The sequence below is a fragment of the Massilia paldalensis genome, from assembly GCF_044901715.1.
Classification (GTDB): domain Bacteria; phylum Pseudomonadota; class Gammaproteobacteria; order Burkholderiales; family Burkholderiaceae_D; genus Telluria; species Telluria paldalensis.
The window spans coordinates 48,399-63,892 of sequence record NZ_JBJCIU010000005.1; the positions used below are offsets into that span (position 1 = coordinate 48,399).

The 15,494-nt window shown below is 68.8% G+C and carries 12 protein-coding genes; 5 read left to right on the forward strand and 7 right to left on the reverse strand.

The genetic code is table 11. From position 1 onward, the window contains the following. The first annotated feature begins 1 nt into the window (after position 1). Positions 2-658: a hypothetical protein gene (locus tag ACI1V7_RS22915; RefSeq protein WP_404534224.1), complete on the forward strand. Its 657-nt coding sequence runs from the start codon at positions 2-4 to the stop codon at positions 656-658. On the opposite strand, the gene ACI1V7_RS22920 is transcribed toward ACI1V7_RS22915, so the two are convergent. Beyond that, positions 659-1,012: a hypothetical protein gene (locus ACI1V7_RS22920; protein WP_404534225.1), complete on the reverse strand. Its 354-nt coding sequence runs from the start codon at positions 1,010-1,012 to the stop codon at positions 659-661. A 91-nt stretch (positions 1,013-1,103) separates the two neighbouring features. On the opposite strand from ACI1V7_RS22920, the gene ACI1V7_RS22925 reads away from it, so the two are divergent. Further along, positions 1,104-1,544: an acyl-CoA thioesterase gene (locus tag ACI1V7_RS22925; protein WP_404534226.1), complete on the forward strand. Its 441-nt coding sequence runs from the start codon at positions 1,104-1,106 to the stop codon at positions 1,542-1,544. A 6-nt stretch (positions 1,545-1,550) separates the two neighbouring features. Here ACI1V7_RS22925 and ACI1V7_RS22930 read toward each other — a convergent pair whose 3' ends face one another. Continuing rightward, complete coding sequence (locus ACI1V7_RS22930; protein ID WP_404534227.1) at positions 1,551-2,768, reverse strand: AMP-binding enzyme; 1,218 nt, start codon at positions 2,766-2,768, stop codon at positions 1,551-1,553. A 175-nt stretch (positions 2,769-2,943) separates the two neighbouring features. Here ACI1V7_RS22930 and ACI1V7_RS22935 point away from each other — a divergent pair, with 175 nt between their 5' ends. From ACI1V7_RS22935 to ACI1V7_RS22945, 3 genes are read left to right on the forward strand one after another with little or no spacing between them, the layout of a single operon-like run. Further along, the gene (locus ACI1V7_RS22935; RefSeq protein WP_404534228.1) at positions 2,944-3,333 is read left to right on the forward strand and encodes a phosphonate transporter; all 390 of its coding nucleotides are present in this window, start codon (positions 2,944-2,946) and stop codon (positions 3,331-3,333) included. Between the two features lie 7 nt (positions 3,334-3,340). Then, positions 3,341-4,660 (forward strand): sensor domain-containing diguanylate cyclase, encoded by a 1,320-nt coding sequence (locus ACI1V7_RS22940; protein ID WP_404534229.1) that lies wholly within the window; start codon positions 3,341-3,343, stop codon positions 4,658-4,660. A 13-nt stretch (positions 4,661-4,673) separates the two neighbouring features. Further along, positions 4,674-6,464 (forward strand): putative bifunctional diguanylate cyclase/phosphodiesterase, encoded by a 1,791-nt coding sequence (locus tag ACI1V7_RS22945; RefSeq protein ID WP_404534230.1) that lies wholly within the window; start codon positions 4,674-4,676, stop codon positions 6,462-6,464. Positions 6,465-6,477: 13 nt separating this feature from the next. Here the strand turns inward: ACI1V7_RS22945 and ACI1V7_RS22950 are convergent, their stop codons facing one another. From ACI1V7_RS22950 to ACI1V7_RS22970, 5 genes are all read right to left on the reverse strand, one after another. After that, positions 6,478-7,326, reverse strand: a complete 849-nt coding sequence (locus tag ACI1V7_RS22950) for an aldo/keto reductase (protein ID WP_404534593.1) — start codon at positions 7,324-7,326, stop codon at positions 6,478-6,480. Positions 7,327-7,481: 155 nt separating this feature from the next. Further along, positions 7,482-9,587, reverse strand: a complete 2,106-nt coding sequence (fusA, locus tag ACI1V7_RS22955; RefSeq protein ID WP_404534231.1) for an elongation factor G — start codon at positions 9,585-9,587, stop codon at positions 7,482-7,484. 299 nt (positions 9,588-9,886) lie between these two features. After that, positions 9,887-11,383: a glycoside hydrolase family 30 protein gene (locus tag ACI1V7_RS22960; RefSeq protein ID WP_404534232.1), complete on the reverse strand. Its 1,497-nt coding sequence runs from the start codon at positions 11,381-11,383 to the stop codon at positions 9,887-9,889. A 64-nt stretch (positions 11,384-11,447) separates the two neighbouring features. Beyond that, positions 11,448-14,189: a TonB-dependent receptor gene (locus ACI1V7_RS22965; RefSeq protein ID WP_404534233.1), complete on the reverse strand. Its 2,742-nt coding sequence runs from the start codon at positions 14,187-14,189 to the stop codon at positions 11,448-11,450. Positions 14,190-14,432: 243 nt separating this feature from the next. Continuing rightward, positions 14,433-15,470, reverse strand: coding sequence for a LacI family DNA-binding transcriptional regulator (locus ACI1V7_RS22970; RefSeq protein ID WP_404534234.1), 1,038 nt, complete (start codon positions 15,468-15,470; stop codon positions 14,433-14,435). Positions 15,471-15,494 lie beyond the last annotated feature (24 nt).

Consider the following 15,494-nt stretch of genomic DNA (forward strand, 5'->3'; position numbering starts at 1 on the left):
CGTGCTGGCGCTGCTGCTGTTCCTGCGCCAGCAGACCCGCCCGCCGGACCCACAGGACCCGCAGGCGCCGGAAGTCGTCGGCGTCCTGCTGCAACCGCCCGCACCAAGGGCGCCGACCGTGATTCCACGCGCACCGGCGCCCCTTCCGTCTCCCATCCCCATCCCGCTGCACCCGGCCGTTCGCGCGACGGCGCCAGCCACGCCGGCAGCAGTTCCCGACGCCACCGCCGAGCCGACAGCGCAGCCTGATACGCCGCCCGCCGCGGACGCGCCCACCGAGCAAGCACCTGCGACGCCGCCCTCCACCGGTGACACGTCGGCCGGCAACAGCTTCGCGCTGGGCCTGGCCCGGCGCCAGGCCGGCCGTATCGACCGCGAACTGCGCAAGGGAAAATCCGGCGTGCCTGTCGAAGCCCACACGCCGTGGGCGCGCTTCCGGCGCGGCCTCGACGCGGCCCACGTGGACAGTTCGCTCACGCTGACGACGGACACCTACACGTCGCCCGACGGCGTGATCTACTACCGCTACCGCCAGGGCAAGAGCGTGCGCTGCCGGAGGAGCGGCGGCGTGGGCGTGCTCCCGCAGAGCATGGCGGAAGCGGGGTCGGCCGCGAACGTGCCCTGCCCCAGCGGCGCCACCTGGCAGCGCGATCCTTGACTAGCGGCGCGCCGCCCTGTCCTCCGCCGATCCATTCGACTCCGCCGGGCGGCACTGGGCAGCCAGCCGCTCCCACGCGCCCTCGGCCTGGCAGCGCAGCGGCGCGTGGGCCTGCAGCGCCCTGGCCAGGTCGAGCGGCGCGGACTCGTTCACGCGCACGTTGTTGGCGACCTTGACGCACATGACGTCCTGCCAGGCGGCCGCATAGTTGGCCGGAATCGGCACGGGGCCGCGCAGCTTGCGCGCCGCCGCCTCGCAATCCGCTTGCCGCAGGTACTGGCCGCGCAGCCTGGCCTGGTCGAGCGAGACGTCGAGGTTCTGCTGCAGGTACATCAAGAGAATCATCGTATACATGGGGGCCTTTCTCGCACTCCGTTTTCTTGTCATTATCGCAAACGCCGCGACAGCGTAGAATACGGCTGCACCGACCGAACGAGGAAACGACTTGGACTGGGACTACCCGAATCCGTTCACGCTGCCGCGCACGCCGCAGCCGGCCGATATCGACGGCCTGAACCACACGAACAATGCAGTGTACGTGCGCTGGTGCGAGCAGGTGGGCTGGGCGCATTCGGAAGCGCTGGGCCTGTCGCTGGAGGATTACCGGCGCCTGGACCGCGCGATGGCGATCCGGCGCGGCGAATACGACTACCTGCTGCCGACGGCCGAAGGCGAGGCGCTGCTGATCGCGACCTGGCTCGTGGGCGGCGACGGCAAGCTGGCGATGGAACGCCGCTTCCAGCTCGTGCGCGAGCGCGACGGCGCCACCGTGCTGCGCGGACGGTGGGACCTCGTCTGCATCGAGATCAGCAGCGGCCGGCCGCGCCGCATGCCGCAGGAATTCCTCGATACCTACATGCCGGTGGTGGTGGCCGCTGCTCCGTGACGCCTGCTACTGCGCGTCGATGATCCAGTCCGCGGGCTTGCCGCTGGCCTGGCGCGGCAGGCGGCCGCCGAACGTGACGGCCGCCGGGCGCTCCGGCACGGACAGGCGCTGCGCGCACCAGTCCAGCAATGCCTCCGGCGACGTGGATAGACCCTCGCGCAGCACGACGAAGGCCTTCAGGCGCACCCCTTCATCCGGACGCATCAGGCGCACGCTGGCCTGCGCCACCGACGGATGCATGGCCAGCACGTCCGCCACATAGGCCGGAAACACATTGGTGCCGCCCACCTGCACGGCCGCGTCGATGCGGCCGGCCGGCAGGAAGCGGCCCGCGTCGTCCCACGCCAGCTTGTCCTGCAGCGAATAGCGCGCCGTGCTCCCGTCGGGCAGTGCGCGCGCGAGTTGCGCCGCGTCGTCCGTGCGCGACCAGTACGGCAGCAGCGCGAACGGCGCCCCGCCCCCGGTGCGCCAGCCGACGCCGGCCGTCTCCGAGCTGCCGTACACCTGCAGCAGGCGCAGGCCGGCGGCGGCCAGCGTATCGGCCAGCGCATCCGGGCACGGCGCCGTCGACGTCACGCCCACGACGTCGGCCGGGAATGCCGGCGCCAGGCGCGCGACGGCCTCCCACCAACCCGGATGGGCCACCACGAGGTCGCCCGGACGCAGCATGCCGGCCAGCGCGGCGGGACCGGCAGCGCGCAGGTCGACCACGTCCCCGATGCCGAGGCGGCGCGGCAGCAGCACGGTAAACAGGAAGCCGTAGATGTGGTGAGACGGCACGGCCGACAGGATGCGGCGCCGGCCGGGCAGCAGATCGGCCAGCGTGTGGATTTCCTGCCACAGTGTCGCCAGTGCGTGCGTGCAGGGTTTCGGGCTGCCGGAACTGCCGGAGGTACGGAAGGTCAGCCGGCCGCCGTCGGCCCGCAGCGACGCCGCGGCGGCCGCGAGCCAGTGCGCGAGCCGCGGCGCGGACAGCAGGGGAGCGTCGGCGCTGCCCTTCTCCATGTGCAAGGCCTCGGCCAGCGCCGTCGACATGCCCATCAGTTCGAGCGAATCGGCGCCCACGTCGCGCGCCAGGTCGAGCGCGTCCGGCCAGGGCGGTGCGAGCGGCGGCCGGCCGGGGCGCGCCAGCGCCAGCTCGGCGGCGAGAAGGTCGGCGACGAAGCGCCGCAGGGCGCTCGCATCCTCCCACCAGGAGGCGTCAGGGAGGCTAGAATCAGGCATGGCGGCATCGCGAAGGTGACGGGGAACGCAGCATAACCCATGTCCCGGGCTTGTCAAATCGCCAGCCGCACCCATGTCAATACCTGCGCACGATTGATTTGACAGCGACATGGCGCCATGTCACTATACATTTCTCACCTGCAACATTCTCGCCCAAATTCCCGCTGGAGACATCATGAACGCCGCCGACCTCACCTTCTCCGCCCCGGGCCTGTTCGCCCGCCTCGAACAACTCGATGCCGACGCGCTCGACAACCTCGATTTCGGCGTGATCGGCTTCGACGGCGACACCAACGTCAGCCGCTACAACCGGGTCGAATCGGAAGCCGCCGGCCTGACCGCGCCGCGCGTGGTGGGGCAGCCGCTGTTCACCAACGTCGCCCCGTGCCTGAACAATTTCATGGTGGCCCAGCGTTTCGAGGATGCGCAGGACGATGCGACGAGCCTGGACGACACCATCGACTACGTGCTGACGCTGCGCATGCGGCCCATCAAGGTGGCGCTGCGCCTGCTGGCAGAACCGGGCAAGGCGACGCGCTACGTGCTGGTCCAGCGCAAGGTGTGATGCAGCGATGACGCACGACGCCTGCGCCCAGCTCGCCGCCGAGCACGAGGCCCTGATCCAGTTCCTGTACCTGTCGCCCGTCGGCCTGGTGCAGACGAGTACCGACGGCGAGATCGTCATGATCAACCCGATCTCGGCGCAACTGCTGATGCCGCTGCAGCGCGACGGCAACCTGACCAACCTGTTCACGGCCCTGGAGCGCGTGGCCCCGGAACTGCGGCACCTGTGCGCGCAGTTCGCGCAACCGAGCGGCATGGTCTGCGACGGCCTGCACATCCACCTGAACGGCGGCGGCGTGCCCGCGCGGCGGCGCCCGCAAGTGCTGTCGCTGAGCCTCCTGAAGCTGGACGACAGCCGCCTCATGGCCGTGCTGCAGGACGTCAGCGAACAGGTGCGGCGCGAGCGCCAGCTGCGCCAGAACGACGCCTGGCTGAACGCCCTGCTCACCAGTATCACCGACTATGCGCTCATCGGCCTGGACCGCGACGGGCGCGTGAGCGAGTGGAACGAAACGATCGGCCGCGTGACAGGCCACGACGACAGCGTCGTGGGCCAGCCGTATTCCGTGTTCTATCCGCAGGACGCGACCACGGCCGACCAGGTCGGCGACCGCCTGCGCGAGGCCGACCAGAACGGCTGGTCGCTCGACGAAGGCCCGCGCCAGCGCGCCGACGGCCGCCGTTTCTGGGGCAGCACGATGATCTCGCCGCTGCCCGACCGCGACGAGGCGGGCCTGGACGGCATCGACGAACCGGGCGAACCGGCCTACTGCATGGTAGTGCGCGACATCAGCGACAAGCACGACGCCATCGAGCAGCGCCGTCACGCGCTGTTTGCCGACCACCTGACCGGGGTCGCCAACCGCCGCGCCTTCTTCGAGGCGGCCGAGCTGGAACTGCAGCGCAACCGCCGCGCGCCGCGCCCGACGGCGCTGATCCTGATCGACGCCGACCACTTTAAGGACGTCAACGACCGCTACGGCCACCCCGGCGGCGACGCCGTGCTGCACGCGCTGGGGGGCCTGCTGACGCGCACCTTCCGCCAGGTCGACGTGGTGGCCCGCGTGGGCGGCGAGGAATTCGCCGTGCTGCTGCCCTCTTCCACGCTGGCCGGCGCGGCCGCCGTCGCCGAGCGCCTGCGCCTCGCGATCGCGCGCCAGCCGATCGTGTTCGACGGCCGCCAGATCGAGTGCACCGTCAGCGTCGGCGTGGCCGCGACCGACGGCGAGCCGGTGAGCCTGGACACGCTCATGAAGCGCGCCGACAGCGCCCTGTACGCCGCCAAGGCGAACGGGCGCAACCGCATCGAATGCTGGTCTGCTTCCTGACCTCGAGGATCCGATGACACACGACGAAATCGCTCAGCACGCCGACAAGATCGATGCCTACGAGGCGCTGGTCCAGTTCCTGTACCGCGCCCCGATCGGGCTGGTGCAGGCGGGCCTGGACGGGACCGTGGACATGCTCAACCCGATGTCGTCCAGCCTCCTGATGCCGCTGGCGCGCGACGGCAGCCTGGACAACCTGTTCACCGTGCTGCAGGACGTGGCGCCGCAACTGCGCGAACTGGCCGCGTCCTTCGCCGAGCCGTCCGGCGTCGTGTGCGAGGGCCTGCGCCTGCCGCTGGGCGACGCCGCAACGCCGGGCGGGCCGCAGGTGCTGTCGCTGTCCGTGCTGAAGCTCGACGGCACGCGCCTGATGGCCACCGTGACCGATGCCACCGCCGAGATGCTGCGCGAGCAGGAACGCCTGGCGCGCCGCCTGAAAAGCCAGGCGCGCACGGACGCGCTCACGCGCATGCCGAACCGGGAAGCGCTGCTGGAGCAGCTGCAGCAGATGCTGGCGCGGCCCGCGGGAGAGACGTCCAGCGGCTTCGCCCTGCTGTTCCTGAACTGCGACCGCTTCCGCCAGATCAACGACGCCCACGGCCAGGCCGTCGGCGACCGCCTGCTGGTGCAGGTCGGCGAGCGCATCCGCGCCGCGCTGCGCCCGCCCAGCGACCGCATCGACCTGGCCGCGGGCAGCGGCCAGCTGGCGGCGCGCACTGGCGCCGACGAATTCGCCGTCGTGCTGGACGGCATGCGCCGGCGCGAGGATGCCGAGCGCGTGGCGGCGCGCCTGCTGGATGCGCTGGCCAAGCCGCACCAGCTGCCGGGCCAGGACATCACCTGCCGCCTCAGCATGGGCCTCGTATGGAGCGACGATGCGGGCGGGCTGGCCGGCGAGATGCTGCGCGACGCCAGCATCGCGATGGTCGAGGCCAAGCGCGCCGGCGGCGCCCGCTGCGTGGTGTTCGAGACGGCGATGCGCGAACGCGCCGCGCGCCGCGCCGACATCGAGGCGGACCTGCGCCTGGCGCTGGCCGACGACCAGCTGTTCGTGGTGTACCAGCCCGTGGTCGGCTTCGCGCCGGCCGGCACGGTCGACCACGCCGCCGGCGTCGAGGCGCTGGTGCGCTGGCGCCACCCGGTGCGCGGCATCGTGCCGCCGATCGATTTCATCCAGGTGGCCGAGGAATCGGGCCTGATCGGCGCGCTCGGCGACTTCGTGCTGCGCCGCTCCTGCCGCGACTTCGCCGCCTGGCAGCGCGAACTGGGGCCGGGCGCGCCGCGCCTGATCGCCGTGAACCTGTCGCGCGCCCAGCTCGGTCAGGCCGACCTGCCCGCCACCGTCGCCGCCGTGCTGCGCGAAGTCGGCATGCAGCCGCAGCAGCTCCAGCTCGAGGTGACCGAGAGCCTGGCGGCCCAGGACCAGCAGGTCCAGGAACGCCTGCACGAGCTGAAGGCGCTCGGCATCAGGCTGGCGCTGGACGACTTCGGCACTGGCTATTCCTCGCTGTCCAGCCTGCACCTGCTGCCGGTGGACACGGTCAAGATCGACCGCTCCTTCGTGTGCCAGGCCGACACGAGCAATCACCACCGCGTGCTGATCGAAGCCACCGTCAAGGTGGCGCAGAGCCTGGGCATGAACACGGTGGCCGAAGGCATCGAGACGGAGGCGCAGGCGCGCGTGGTGCGCGAACTGCATTGCGCCAAGGGACAAGGCTACCTGTTCAGCCGCCCGCTGCCGTCCGGCGACCTGCTCGACTGGCTGGCCGCGACGGCCGCGCCGTCGAGCGCAGCCGCCGCCTGACGCCGCCGCGCCATCAGCGCATCGCCAGCGGCCGGCGCCGCTGCGGCGGCGGGAAGCCGGCGTCGAGCTGGGCCAGGTCTTCCGCGCTCAACCGGATGTCCAGCGCCTCCCGGTTGGCGCGCACGTGTTCGAGCCGCACGGCCTTCGGGATCGCGACCACGCCCTCCTGGTGCAGCACCCAGGCCAGCGCGATCTGCGCCGGCGTCTTGCCATGACGCGCCGCCACGGCGCGCAATTGCGGCCGGCCCAGCAGCCCCGCCTGCTCGGAGGTCAAGGACTCCAGCGGCGAATACGCCATCACCGGCATGCCGCGCTCGCGGCACCATCCCAGCAGGTCCCATTCGATGCCGCGCTGGGCCAGGTTGTACAGCACCTGGTCGACGACGATGCCGGCCCCGCCCGGCAAGGCCACTGCCTCCAGCATGTCGTCGAGGTCGAAGTTGGAGACGCCGTAGTCGAGGATCTTGCCCTCGTCCTTCAGCTGCACGAAGGCGTCCAGCGTTTCCGCGAGGGGCACGTTGCCGCGCCAGTGCAGCAGGTACAGGTCGAGACGGTCCGTGCCCAGCCGGCGCAGGCTGCGCTCGCAGGCGGCCCGCACGCCGGCGCGGCTGGCGTTGTGCGGATAGACCTTGCTGACCAGGTAGACGTCGTCGCGGCGGCCGGCGATCGCCTCCCCCACCACTTCCTCGGCGCCGCCCTCGCCATACATCTCGGCCGTGTCGATCAGGTTCATCCCGAGCTGCAGGCCCAGGCGCAGTGCCGCGACCTCGGCGGCGCGGGCGGACGGGTCTTCGCCCATGTACCAGGTGCCCTGGCCGAGGACGGGGATCGTGCGGCCGCTGGATAAGGTGAGATGTTTCATCATGCCTCCTCGTTCGACGTCGTGGCATCCACCATACCGCAAAATGAAAAACGTCGTCCCTGCGCAGGCAGGGACCCAATTTCGCATGCAGCTCGGCAGCGCGGAAACATTGGGTCCCTGCCTGCGCAGGGACGACGTCGGTTGGTGCTAACGGCTTACTTGGCCCGCGCCGTCGCGATCTGGTCCAGGATGTGCTTCGGCACCGCCGCGTAGTGCTTGAACTCCATCGTGTAGGTCGCGCGGCCCTGGGTCAGCGAGCGCAGCGTGGTCGAGTAGCCGAACATCTCGGCCAGCGGCACCACAGCATTGATGATCTTGCCGCCGCCGCCCGGGATCTCGTCCATGCCCTGCACCACGCCGCGCCGGGTCGACAGGTCGCCCATCACGTTACCGGTGAACTCTTCCGGCGTCTCGACCTCGACCTGCATCATCGGCTCCAGCAGTTCCGGCGCCGCGCGGCGCATGCCGTCCTTGAACGCCATCGAGGCCGCCATGCGGAAGGCGTTCTCGTTCGAGTCCACGTCGTGGTAGGAACCGAAGGTCAGCGTGGCGCGCACGTCGACCACCGGGTAGCCCGCCAGCACGCCGGCCGGCAACGTCTCCTGGATGCCCTTGTCGACGGCCGGGATGTACTCGCGCGGCACGACGCCGCCCTTGATGGCGTCGACGAATTCGTAGCCCTTGCCCGGCTCCAGCGGCTCCAGCTTCAGCACCACGTGGCCGTACTGGCCCTTGCCGCCCGACTGCTTGACGAACTTGCCCTCGACGTTCTCGACGGTGTTGCGGATCGTCTCGCGGTACGCGACCTGCGGCTTGCCGACGGTGGCTTCGACGCCGAACTCGCGCTTCATGCGGTCCACCAGGATCTCCAGGTGCAGCTCGCCCATGCCGGACATGATGGTCTGGCCCGATTCCTCGTCGGTACGGACGCGGAACGACGGGTCTTCCTGCGCCAGGCGGTTAAGGGCGATGCCCATCTTTTCCTGGTCGGCCTTGGTCTTCGGCTCCACCGCCTGCGAGATCACGGGCTCCGGGAAGATCATCTTTTCCAGCACGATGACCTTGTCCGGATCGGACAGCGTGTCGCCCGTCGTCACCGCCTTCAGGCCCACGGCCGCCGCGATGTCGCCGGCGAACACTTCCTTGATCTCCTTGCGCTCGTTGGCATGCATCTGCAGGATGCGGCCCAGGCGTTCCTTCTGCCCCTTGGTCGGGTTGTAGACGCTGTCGCCCGAGTTGACCACGCCGGAATACACGCGGAAGAAGGTCAGCTGGCCCACGAACGGGTCGGTCATGATCTTGAAGGCGAGCGCCGAGAACGGCTCGTCGTCGGCCGGATGGCGTTCGATCGGATGGTCGTCCTCGTCGGTGCCGGCGATCGCGGGCACGTCTACCGGAGACGGCAGGTACTCGACCACGGCGTCCAGCATCGCCTGCACGCCCTTGTTCTTGAAGGCGCTGCCGGCCAGCATGGGCACGATCTCGCCGGCGATGGTGCGCTGGCGCAGCGCCGCCTTGATCTCGTCTTCCGTCAGCTCCTCGCCGTTCAGGTATTTCTCGGTGAGCTCGGGCGTGGCCTCGGCTGCCGCCTCGACCATGTTCTCGCGCCATTTGCGCGCCACGTCCTGCAGCTCGGCCGGGATGTCGCCGTATTCGAAGCGCACGCCCTGGCTGGCGTCGTCCCATTTGACGGCACGCATCTTGACCAGGTCGACGACGCCCTCGAAGCGGTCCTCGGCGCCGATCGGCACCTGGATCGGCACGGCGTTGCCCTTCAGGCGGTCCTTGATCTGCTGCTGCACGCGGAAGAAGTCCGCGCCCACGCGGTCCATCTTGTTGATGAAGGCGATGCGCGGCACCTTGTACTTGTTCGCCTGGCGCCACACGGTTTCCGATTGCGGCTGCACGCCGCCGACGGAGTCGTACACCATCACGGCGCCGTCCAGCACGCGCATCGAGCGCTCGACCTCGATGGTGAAGTCGACGTGGCCCGGGGTATCGATGATGTTGATGCGGTGTTCGGCGAAGTTGCCGGCCATGCCTTTCCAGAAGGCCGTCGTGGCGGCCGAGGTGATGGTGATGCCGCGTTCCTGCTCCTGCTCCATCCAGTCCATCGTGGCCGCGCCGTTGTGCACTTCGCCGATCTTGTGGTTCACACCCGTGTAGAACAGGATGCGCTCCGTCGTCGTCGTCTTGCCGGCGTCGATGTGGGCACTGATACCGATGTTGCGGTAGCGGTCGATGGGGGTTTTACGGCTCATCACAATCTCCTTGGATTAGCACCCGGCGCTTGGCACCAGGCAGCGAGGACGCGTAGGTGGAGGCTTGTTTCCGCGTTTCAAGGCCAGCCATCCCTATCCGAAGATAGGCGGATATGCACGGCGGGTGACGCGGCGCTGCACCAAGGAGCAATGTAGCCGAAGTCGGCGCTGTTTGCAGGCGGCGACCATGAAACGACGTCGTCCCTGCGAAGGCAGGGACCCGATGTGCGCGCGTCATCGTAGTGCACGACAACCTGGGTCCCTGCCTGCGCAGGGACGACGGTTTTACGTGCAGATGCCTACGCCAGCACCGTCTGGATCGCCCGCGCCGGAATCTCCACCGTGGTCTCGACCTTGTCGATGAACAGCCGGTAGCGCTGCGCCTGCGCCGTCTTGTTCATCACGACCACGGCCACGCTGCCGTCCGGGTTGCGGAAGGCCGTCGTGTCCAGCACGCTGCGGCTCGTGGTGGCGGACACGCGGCGCGCCTGCGGCTTGAAGTAGCGGCTGATGTGGGCGATGTAGGGGAAGATCGGGGTGATCACCAGCTCGCCGTCGTCGCCCGCGTGCAGCGGCGCGAAGCAGTAGTTCTGCACGTGGTTCGGGCCGCCGCGCATGTCGAGCAGCATGTTCCAGTCGATCCAGCCGCTCGCGCCGGCGTTCAGGTCGGCGATCATCTGGCTGCCATAGCGCTCGCCATTGGCCCAGTCCTGCAGGCGGCTCGCGTCGTACTTCTCGATGCAGCCCTCCGTCATCAAGAGGGGCACGTCCGGATAGGCTTCGTGCACGGCCGCCACGTTGCGGTGCATCGGATCGCCACCGGCCCAAGTCTCGTACCAGTGGTAGCCCACGCCCCAGACGTAGGGACGCGCCTTGGGGTCGGACAGGATGTGGGCGGCGCGCTGCGGCAGCAGGTCGCGGTTGTGGTCCCACACGATGATCTTCTTGTCGGCCATGCCGGCGTTCTTCAGCGTCGGGCCAAGGTAGTCGCCCAGGAAGCGGGTCTCCTCCTCGGCCGTGTACAGCATCGATTCCCATTTCTGCGTCGCCATCGGCTCGTTCTGCACCGACAGTCCCCAGATCGGCACACCGGCCTTCTCGTAGGCCTGGATGAACTTCACGTAGTAGCGCGCCCAGACATCGCGGTATTCCGGCAGCAGCTTGCCGCCCTGGAGCATGTTCTTGTTCGACTTCATCCAGGCCGGCGCGCTCCACGGCGATGCAAAGATGCGCATGTCGCTGCCGTGCCCCTTGGCCAGCGCCAGCGCCTCGCGCAGGAAGGGCACGCGGTGCTTCATGTCGTGGGCGATGTCGAACGACGCCAGCGAAGTGTCGCCCTCGCGCACGTAGCTATAGGTGTCGGTGCCGAAGTCCGAGCTGTTGATCGTCGTGCGCATGACGTTGTAGCCCATGCCTTCGCGGGGGTCGAAGCAGGCCGTCATGAAGGCCTTCTTCGCGGCGGGCTTCAGCTTCGCATACAGGTCGGCGGTGGCGTCGGTGACGGCGCCGCCGAAGCCGAAGATCGCCTGGAAGCGCTTGCCCGTGTCGACGAAGACCGAGATGTCGGTCTCCACCGGCTGGGTGGCGGCTTGCGGCGTTCCCAACGCGCGCGTGGCGAAGCGCTGGGCGCCCATGGCGGTGGTCACCACCTGCCATGGGCGGCCTGCCGCCGGGTTGGCTGCGGGGGCCGCCGCGCCGGATTGGCCGGCGGCGCGTGCCAGCGGCGCGGCGGCCAACGGGGTTGCGGCCAGCGTGGCGGCACCCATCAGCCGCAATGCATCTCGTCGTGTGGTCAAATCGTGTCTCCTCGTCGTTCGTGTCGTCCGTGGCCGGCGCGCCCATGCGGCCGGCCATGGCAGCTTACAGCTTGTAGTTCAGGCCGAACAGTACCTGGCGGCCGTAGGTCGTGTAGCGCTCGGGCGCATAGGCGCCGCTGGCGAACGGGCTGCCCTGCTTGGTCTGGTACGGCTGGTTGTTCAGGTTGTTCACCTGGACCAGCAGGCCCAGGTTCTTGTACGGCCCGTCCTGGAACTCGTAGCCGACCTGCACGTCGATCTGCTTCTCGGCCAGGATCTCGCTGAACGAGCGCTGGGCGAACAGGCCCGTGACTTCGCCGCGGAAGGCGGAGCGATAGCGTTCGCTGATGCGCGCCGAGAAGCCGTATTTTTCGTAGAACGCCGTCAGGTTGCCGACCACGCCCGACAGGCCGGGCAGCTTTTCCTTGGTGCCCGGGCCGTTCGGATGGATCGAGCTGTCCGTGCCGGAGGCGCTGGCCTGCACGCCGAAGCCGTCCAGGCGGTTCCACAGCATGCCCAGTTGCAGCGACACGGTCGCCTCGATGCCGCGCACGAAACCGCCCTGGCCGTTGGACGGCTGGTTGACCGTGCCGATGTTCGAGATCGGCACGACGGTGCTCGGGTTCGGGAAGCCCGTGAAGTCGAAGGCGCGCTGCTGGTTGTAGATGTAGCTCTTCAGGTCCTTGAAGAAGTAGGCCAGCGAGACGTAGCTGCCCTTGCCCAGGTAGTGTTCCAGCGACAGGTCGTAGGAGTTGGCGCGCCACGGTTCCAGGTGCGGGTTGCCGCCGCTGCCGTTCCATTCCAGCGTGCTCTGGCTGACGCCGGCCGCGATACCGGCGCGCATGTCCGACATGCGCGGCCGGGCCACCGTCTTGGCCGCGCCGAAGCGCAGGTAGGTGTCGCCCAGGTAGTTGCCGAGGTCGAAGTTCAGGTTCACGCTGGGCAGCACGTCGTGGTAGGTGGCGCCGTCGCGCAGGTCGGTGACGATGCCGCCGTTGACGGCCTTGCCCTCGGCTTCCTGGTTGACGCGCACGTACTGCACGCCGGCGTTGCCGCGCACGGGGATCTTGCCGAGTTCCGTGTCGATGCCGAAGCGTACGAAGCCGACCGTCTGCTTCTCGGTGACGGCCCAGTCCTGCTGCGCGACGTCCGTATCGATCGGCATCTTGTCGTAGAACTGGTTCAGCGCGGCGAGCGGATCGTAGCTCAGCACACCGGGGATGCCGGCCCAGGCCAGCGAGGTGCTTTGCTGGATCAGGTTCGCCGGCACGGTGGTCAGCGCGCGGCCGTTCTTGAGGGCGTAGCGCTGGGACACGTCTTCGTGCGACTTGTCGCGCTTGGAATACGACAGGCCCACCTGCACGTCGCGCAGGATCGGCATCTCCAGTTCGCGCTTGGCGTTGAACTTGGCGGCGCCCAGCTTGTCCTCGACGATCGGGTGGTGCATGGTGGCGTCGTGGCCCCAGCCGCCCGGGTCGGTCAGCTTGATGATGGCGGGATTAGCGAGATCGACGCCCGGCGTGAAGATCGGCAGGCCTGCGCCCGTCGGGATCGAGAACCCGAAATTGTTGTCCGCGGCGCCGGTGCCCGCGCGGCCCAGGCCCGAATAGGTCTCGGACGTTTCTTCCTTGCGCTTGGCGGTGGAGTACGACAGATCGCCGTCCAGCGTCCATTTGCCGTCGCGCCAGTTGGTGTTCCAGCCGGCCGCGCCCAGGTGGTCCTTGCGGCGGTTGGCGTCGTTGCGCACGATCGGTTCCAGGTTCACGAGGGTGCCGCCGGTCAGCATGCGCACATTGCCCATCTGCTCGATGATCGGGTCGCGGTAGGTGACGCTGTCGGCCGAGTTCCACATCACGCCGCGCATGATTTCCTTCTGGTCGAACTGCGAGTAGTACAGGTCGACGACGGAGCGCAGGTTGCGGTTCGGCTTCCAGTCCAGCACCGCCATCAGGCCGTCGCGCTTCTGCTCGCGCGAGGTGGCGGTGACTTCCGCGCCTTTCAGCGCCGTCACGTCCTCGTTCCCGGGCGGGAGCTTGTTGTTGGTGCCCCAGTACCAGGACTTGTATTCCTTCTGCTGGCCCGGCGAATCCAGGTGGGCGTAGCCGACGGCCACGCCGAAGGTATTGTCGAGGAACTGGTCGATGTACGACACGGAGAACCTGCCGCCGTTGCGCGACCAGCCTTCGTTGATGCTGCCGTTGCCATTGCGCTCACCGCGCGCGTTCAGGGCCACGGTGCGGCCGCGCCGGTCCAGCGGACGCACGGCGCGCAGGTCGATGGTGCCGGACAGGCCGGCCGACGTCATCGATGCGTCCGGCGTCTTGTACACGGTGACGCCGCCCAGCAGCTCGGACGGGTACTGGTCGAATTCGGCGCTGCGGTCGTTGCTGGTCGACGTCTGTTCGCGGCCATTGAGCAGCGTGACGGCGAAGTCCGGCGCCAGGCCGCGCAGCGAGATCACCTGGGCGCGGCCCGCCACGCGCTGCGCGGTCAGGCCCGGCAGGCGCGCGATCGATTCCGCGATCGACACGTCCGGCAGCTTGCCGATGTCTTCCGCCGTGATGGCCTCGACGATCTGGTCCGCGTCCTTCTTGATCGCGGTGGAGCTCTCGATACTGCCGCGGATGCCCGTGACGACGACGCGCGAGGCGTTGTCCGTACCGGCGCCGTCCTGGGCGCCTGCCGATGCGCTCCACAGCAGCAGCGCGCACGCGGCGGCGATCGGGCGCAGGGACACCGCGCGGGTGTGGGTGCGGGAATGAATGCGGGAATGGCCGCGTGTGCGCGCGGCGCCTCGGTTGCTCATCGTCGTGTCTCCAGTGTCGTCGTTATCATTGTTTTGGAAACGTTGCCAAATCGGAGCGCAATTTGGAAACATTGCCAGTCTGGTCGGACCGCGCTCTACCCATCGCGAGCAATGGCGGCGTCAGGTTCCTCGTATCGGCAGGTTCCCAGCCAGGTTCATGGAATTGGAAACGTTGCCAAACTCATGCGCATTATTGACGTTTGTGAAATTTACTGTCAAGACGAATTTGTATGTGCGCAACAGCTAGGCGCGCGGCTTGCGCGTCCGCTTTGGCGCCGCGCAATGCACGAGCGTCGAGCGCAGGCTGACGCTGACGGGGAAGGTGCGGGTGACGGGACGATCAAGGCCGTAGCACAGGTTCATCAGGGCCGCGATGCCGTTGCGCGTCATCTCGCGCCAGGGGATGTGCACGGAGGTCAGGCGCGGCGTGGCGTAGGCGGCGCCGGGCGCGTCGTCGTAGCCGATGACGGACACGTCGCGCGGCACCTGGATGCCCGCCTCGTGGAAATAGGACAGCGCACCCAGCGCCATCTCGTCGTTGGCGCAGAACACGGCGCTGAACGGGCGGCCCGACGCCACCAGCTCCTGCGCGGCCGAGCGTCCGCCGCCCGGCGAAAAGTCGCGCTCCGCGCACCACAGCGCCGCCGTGTCGATGCCCGCCGCGCGCAGTTCGTCCATGAAACCGGCGATGCGTTCGACGTTGTCGAGGGCGTCCGGCGGACCGGCGATGACGGCGATGTCGCGGTGCGCGTGGTCCAGCAAGGCGCGCGCCGCCAACCGGCCGCCCAGACGGTGGTCGACCGTGAAGCATTGCGCGGGGATGCTGTCGAAGCGATGGTTCAGCGCCACGAGGCGTTCGCGCTTGGCGCCGAACGACGCAAGGTCCTCGTCCGTGAGGGGGCTGTTCAGCACGATGACGCCGTCGCAGCCCCGCTCCAGCAGGAAGCCGATGCCCTCCACTGCCTGGGCGCGCGCATGTTCGCGCTCGCGCCCGAACGTCACCATCATGTGCAGGCCGGCGCCGCGCAGCTCCGCGTCGATGATCTGCAGCACGGCCGCATAGAATGTGCCGGACAGCAGGGGGATATAGACGCCGACCATGCGGCTGGTCCCGTACAGCAGCGAGCGCGCCGCGTGCGAGGGCCGGTAGCCGAGCGCATCGATGGCACGCCTGACCCGTTCCAGCTTGGCCTGCGACACCGAACCCTTGCCGCGCACCACGCGCGACACGGTGCCCAGTCCCACGCCGGCCATGCGCGCCACATCCTTGATCGTTGCCACACCCGCTCCGTTATTTGAACAGCG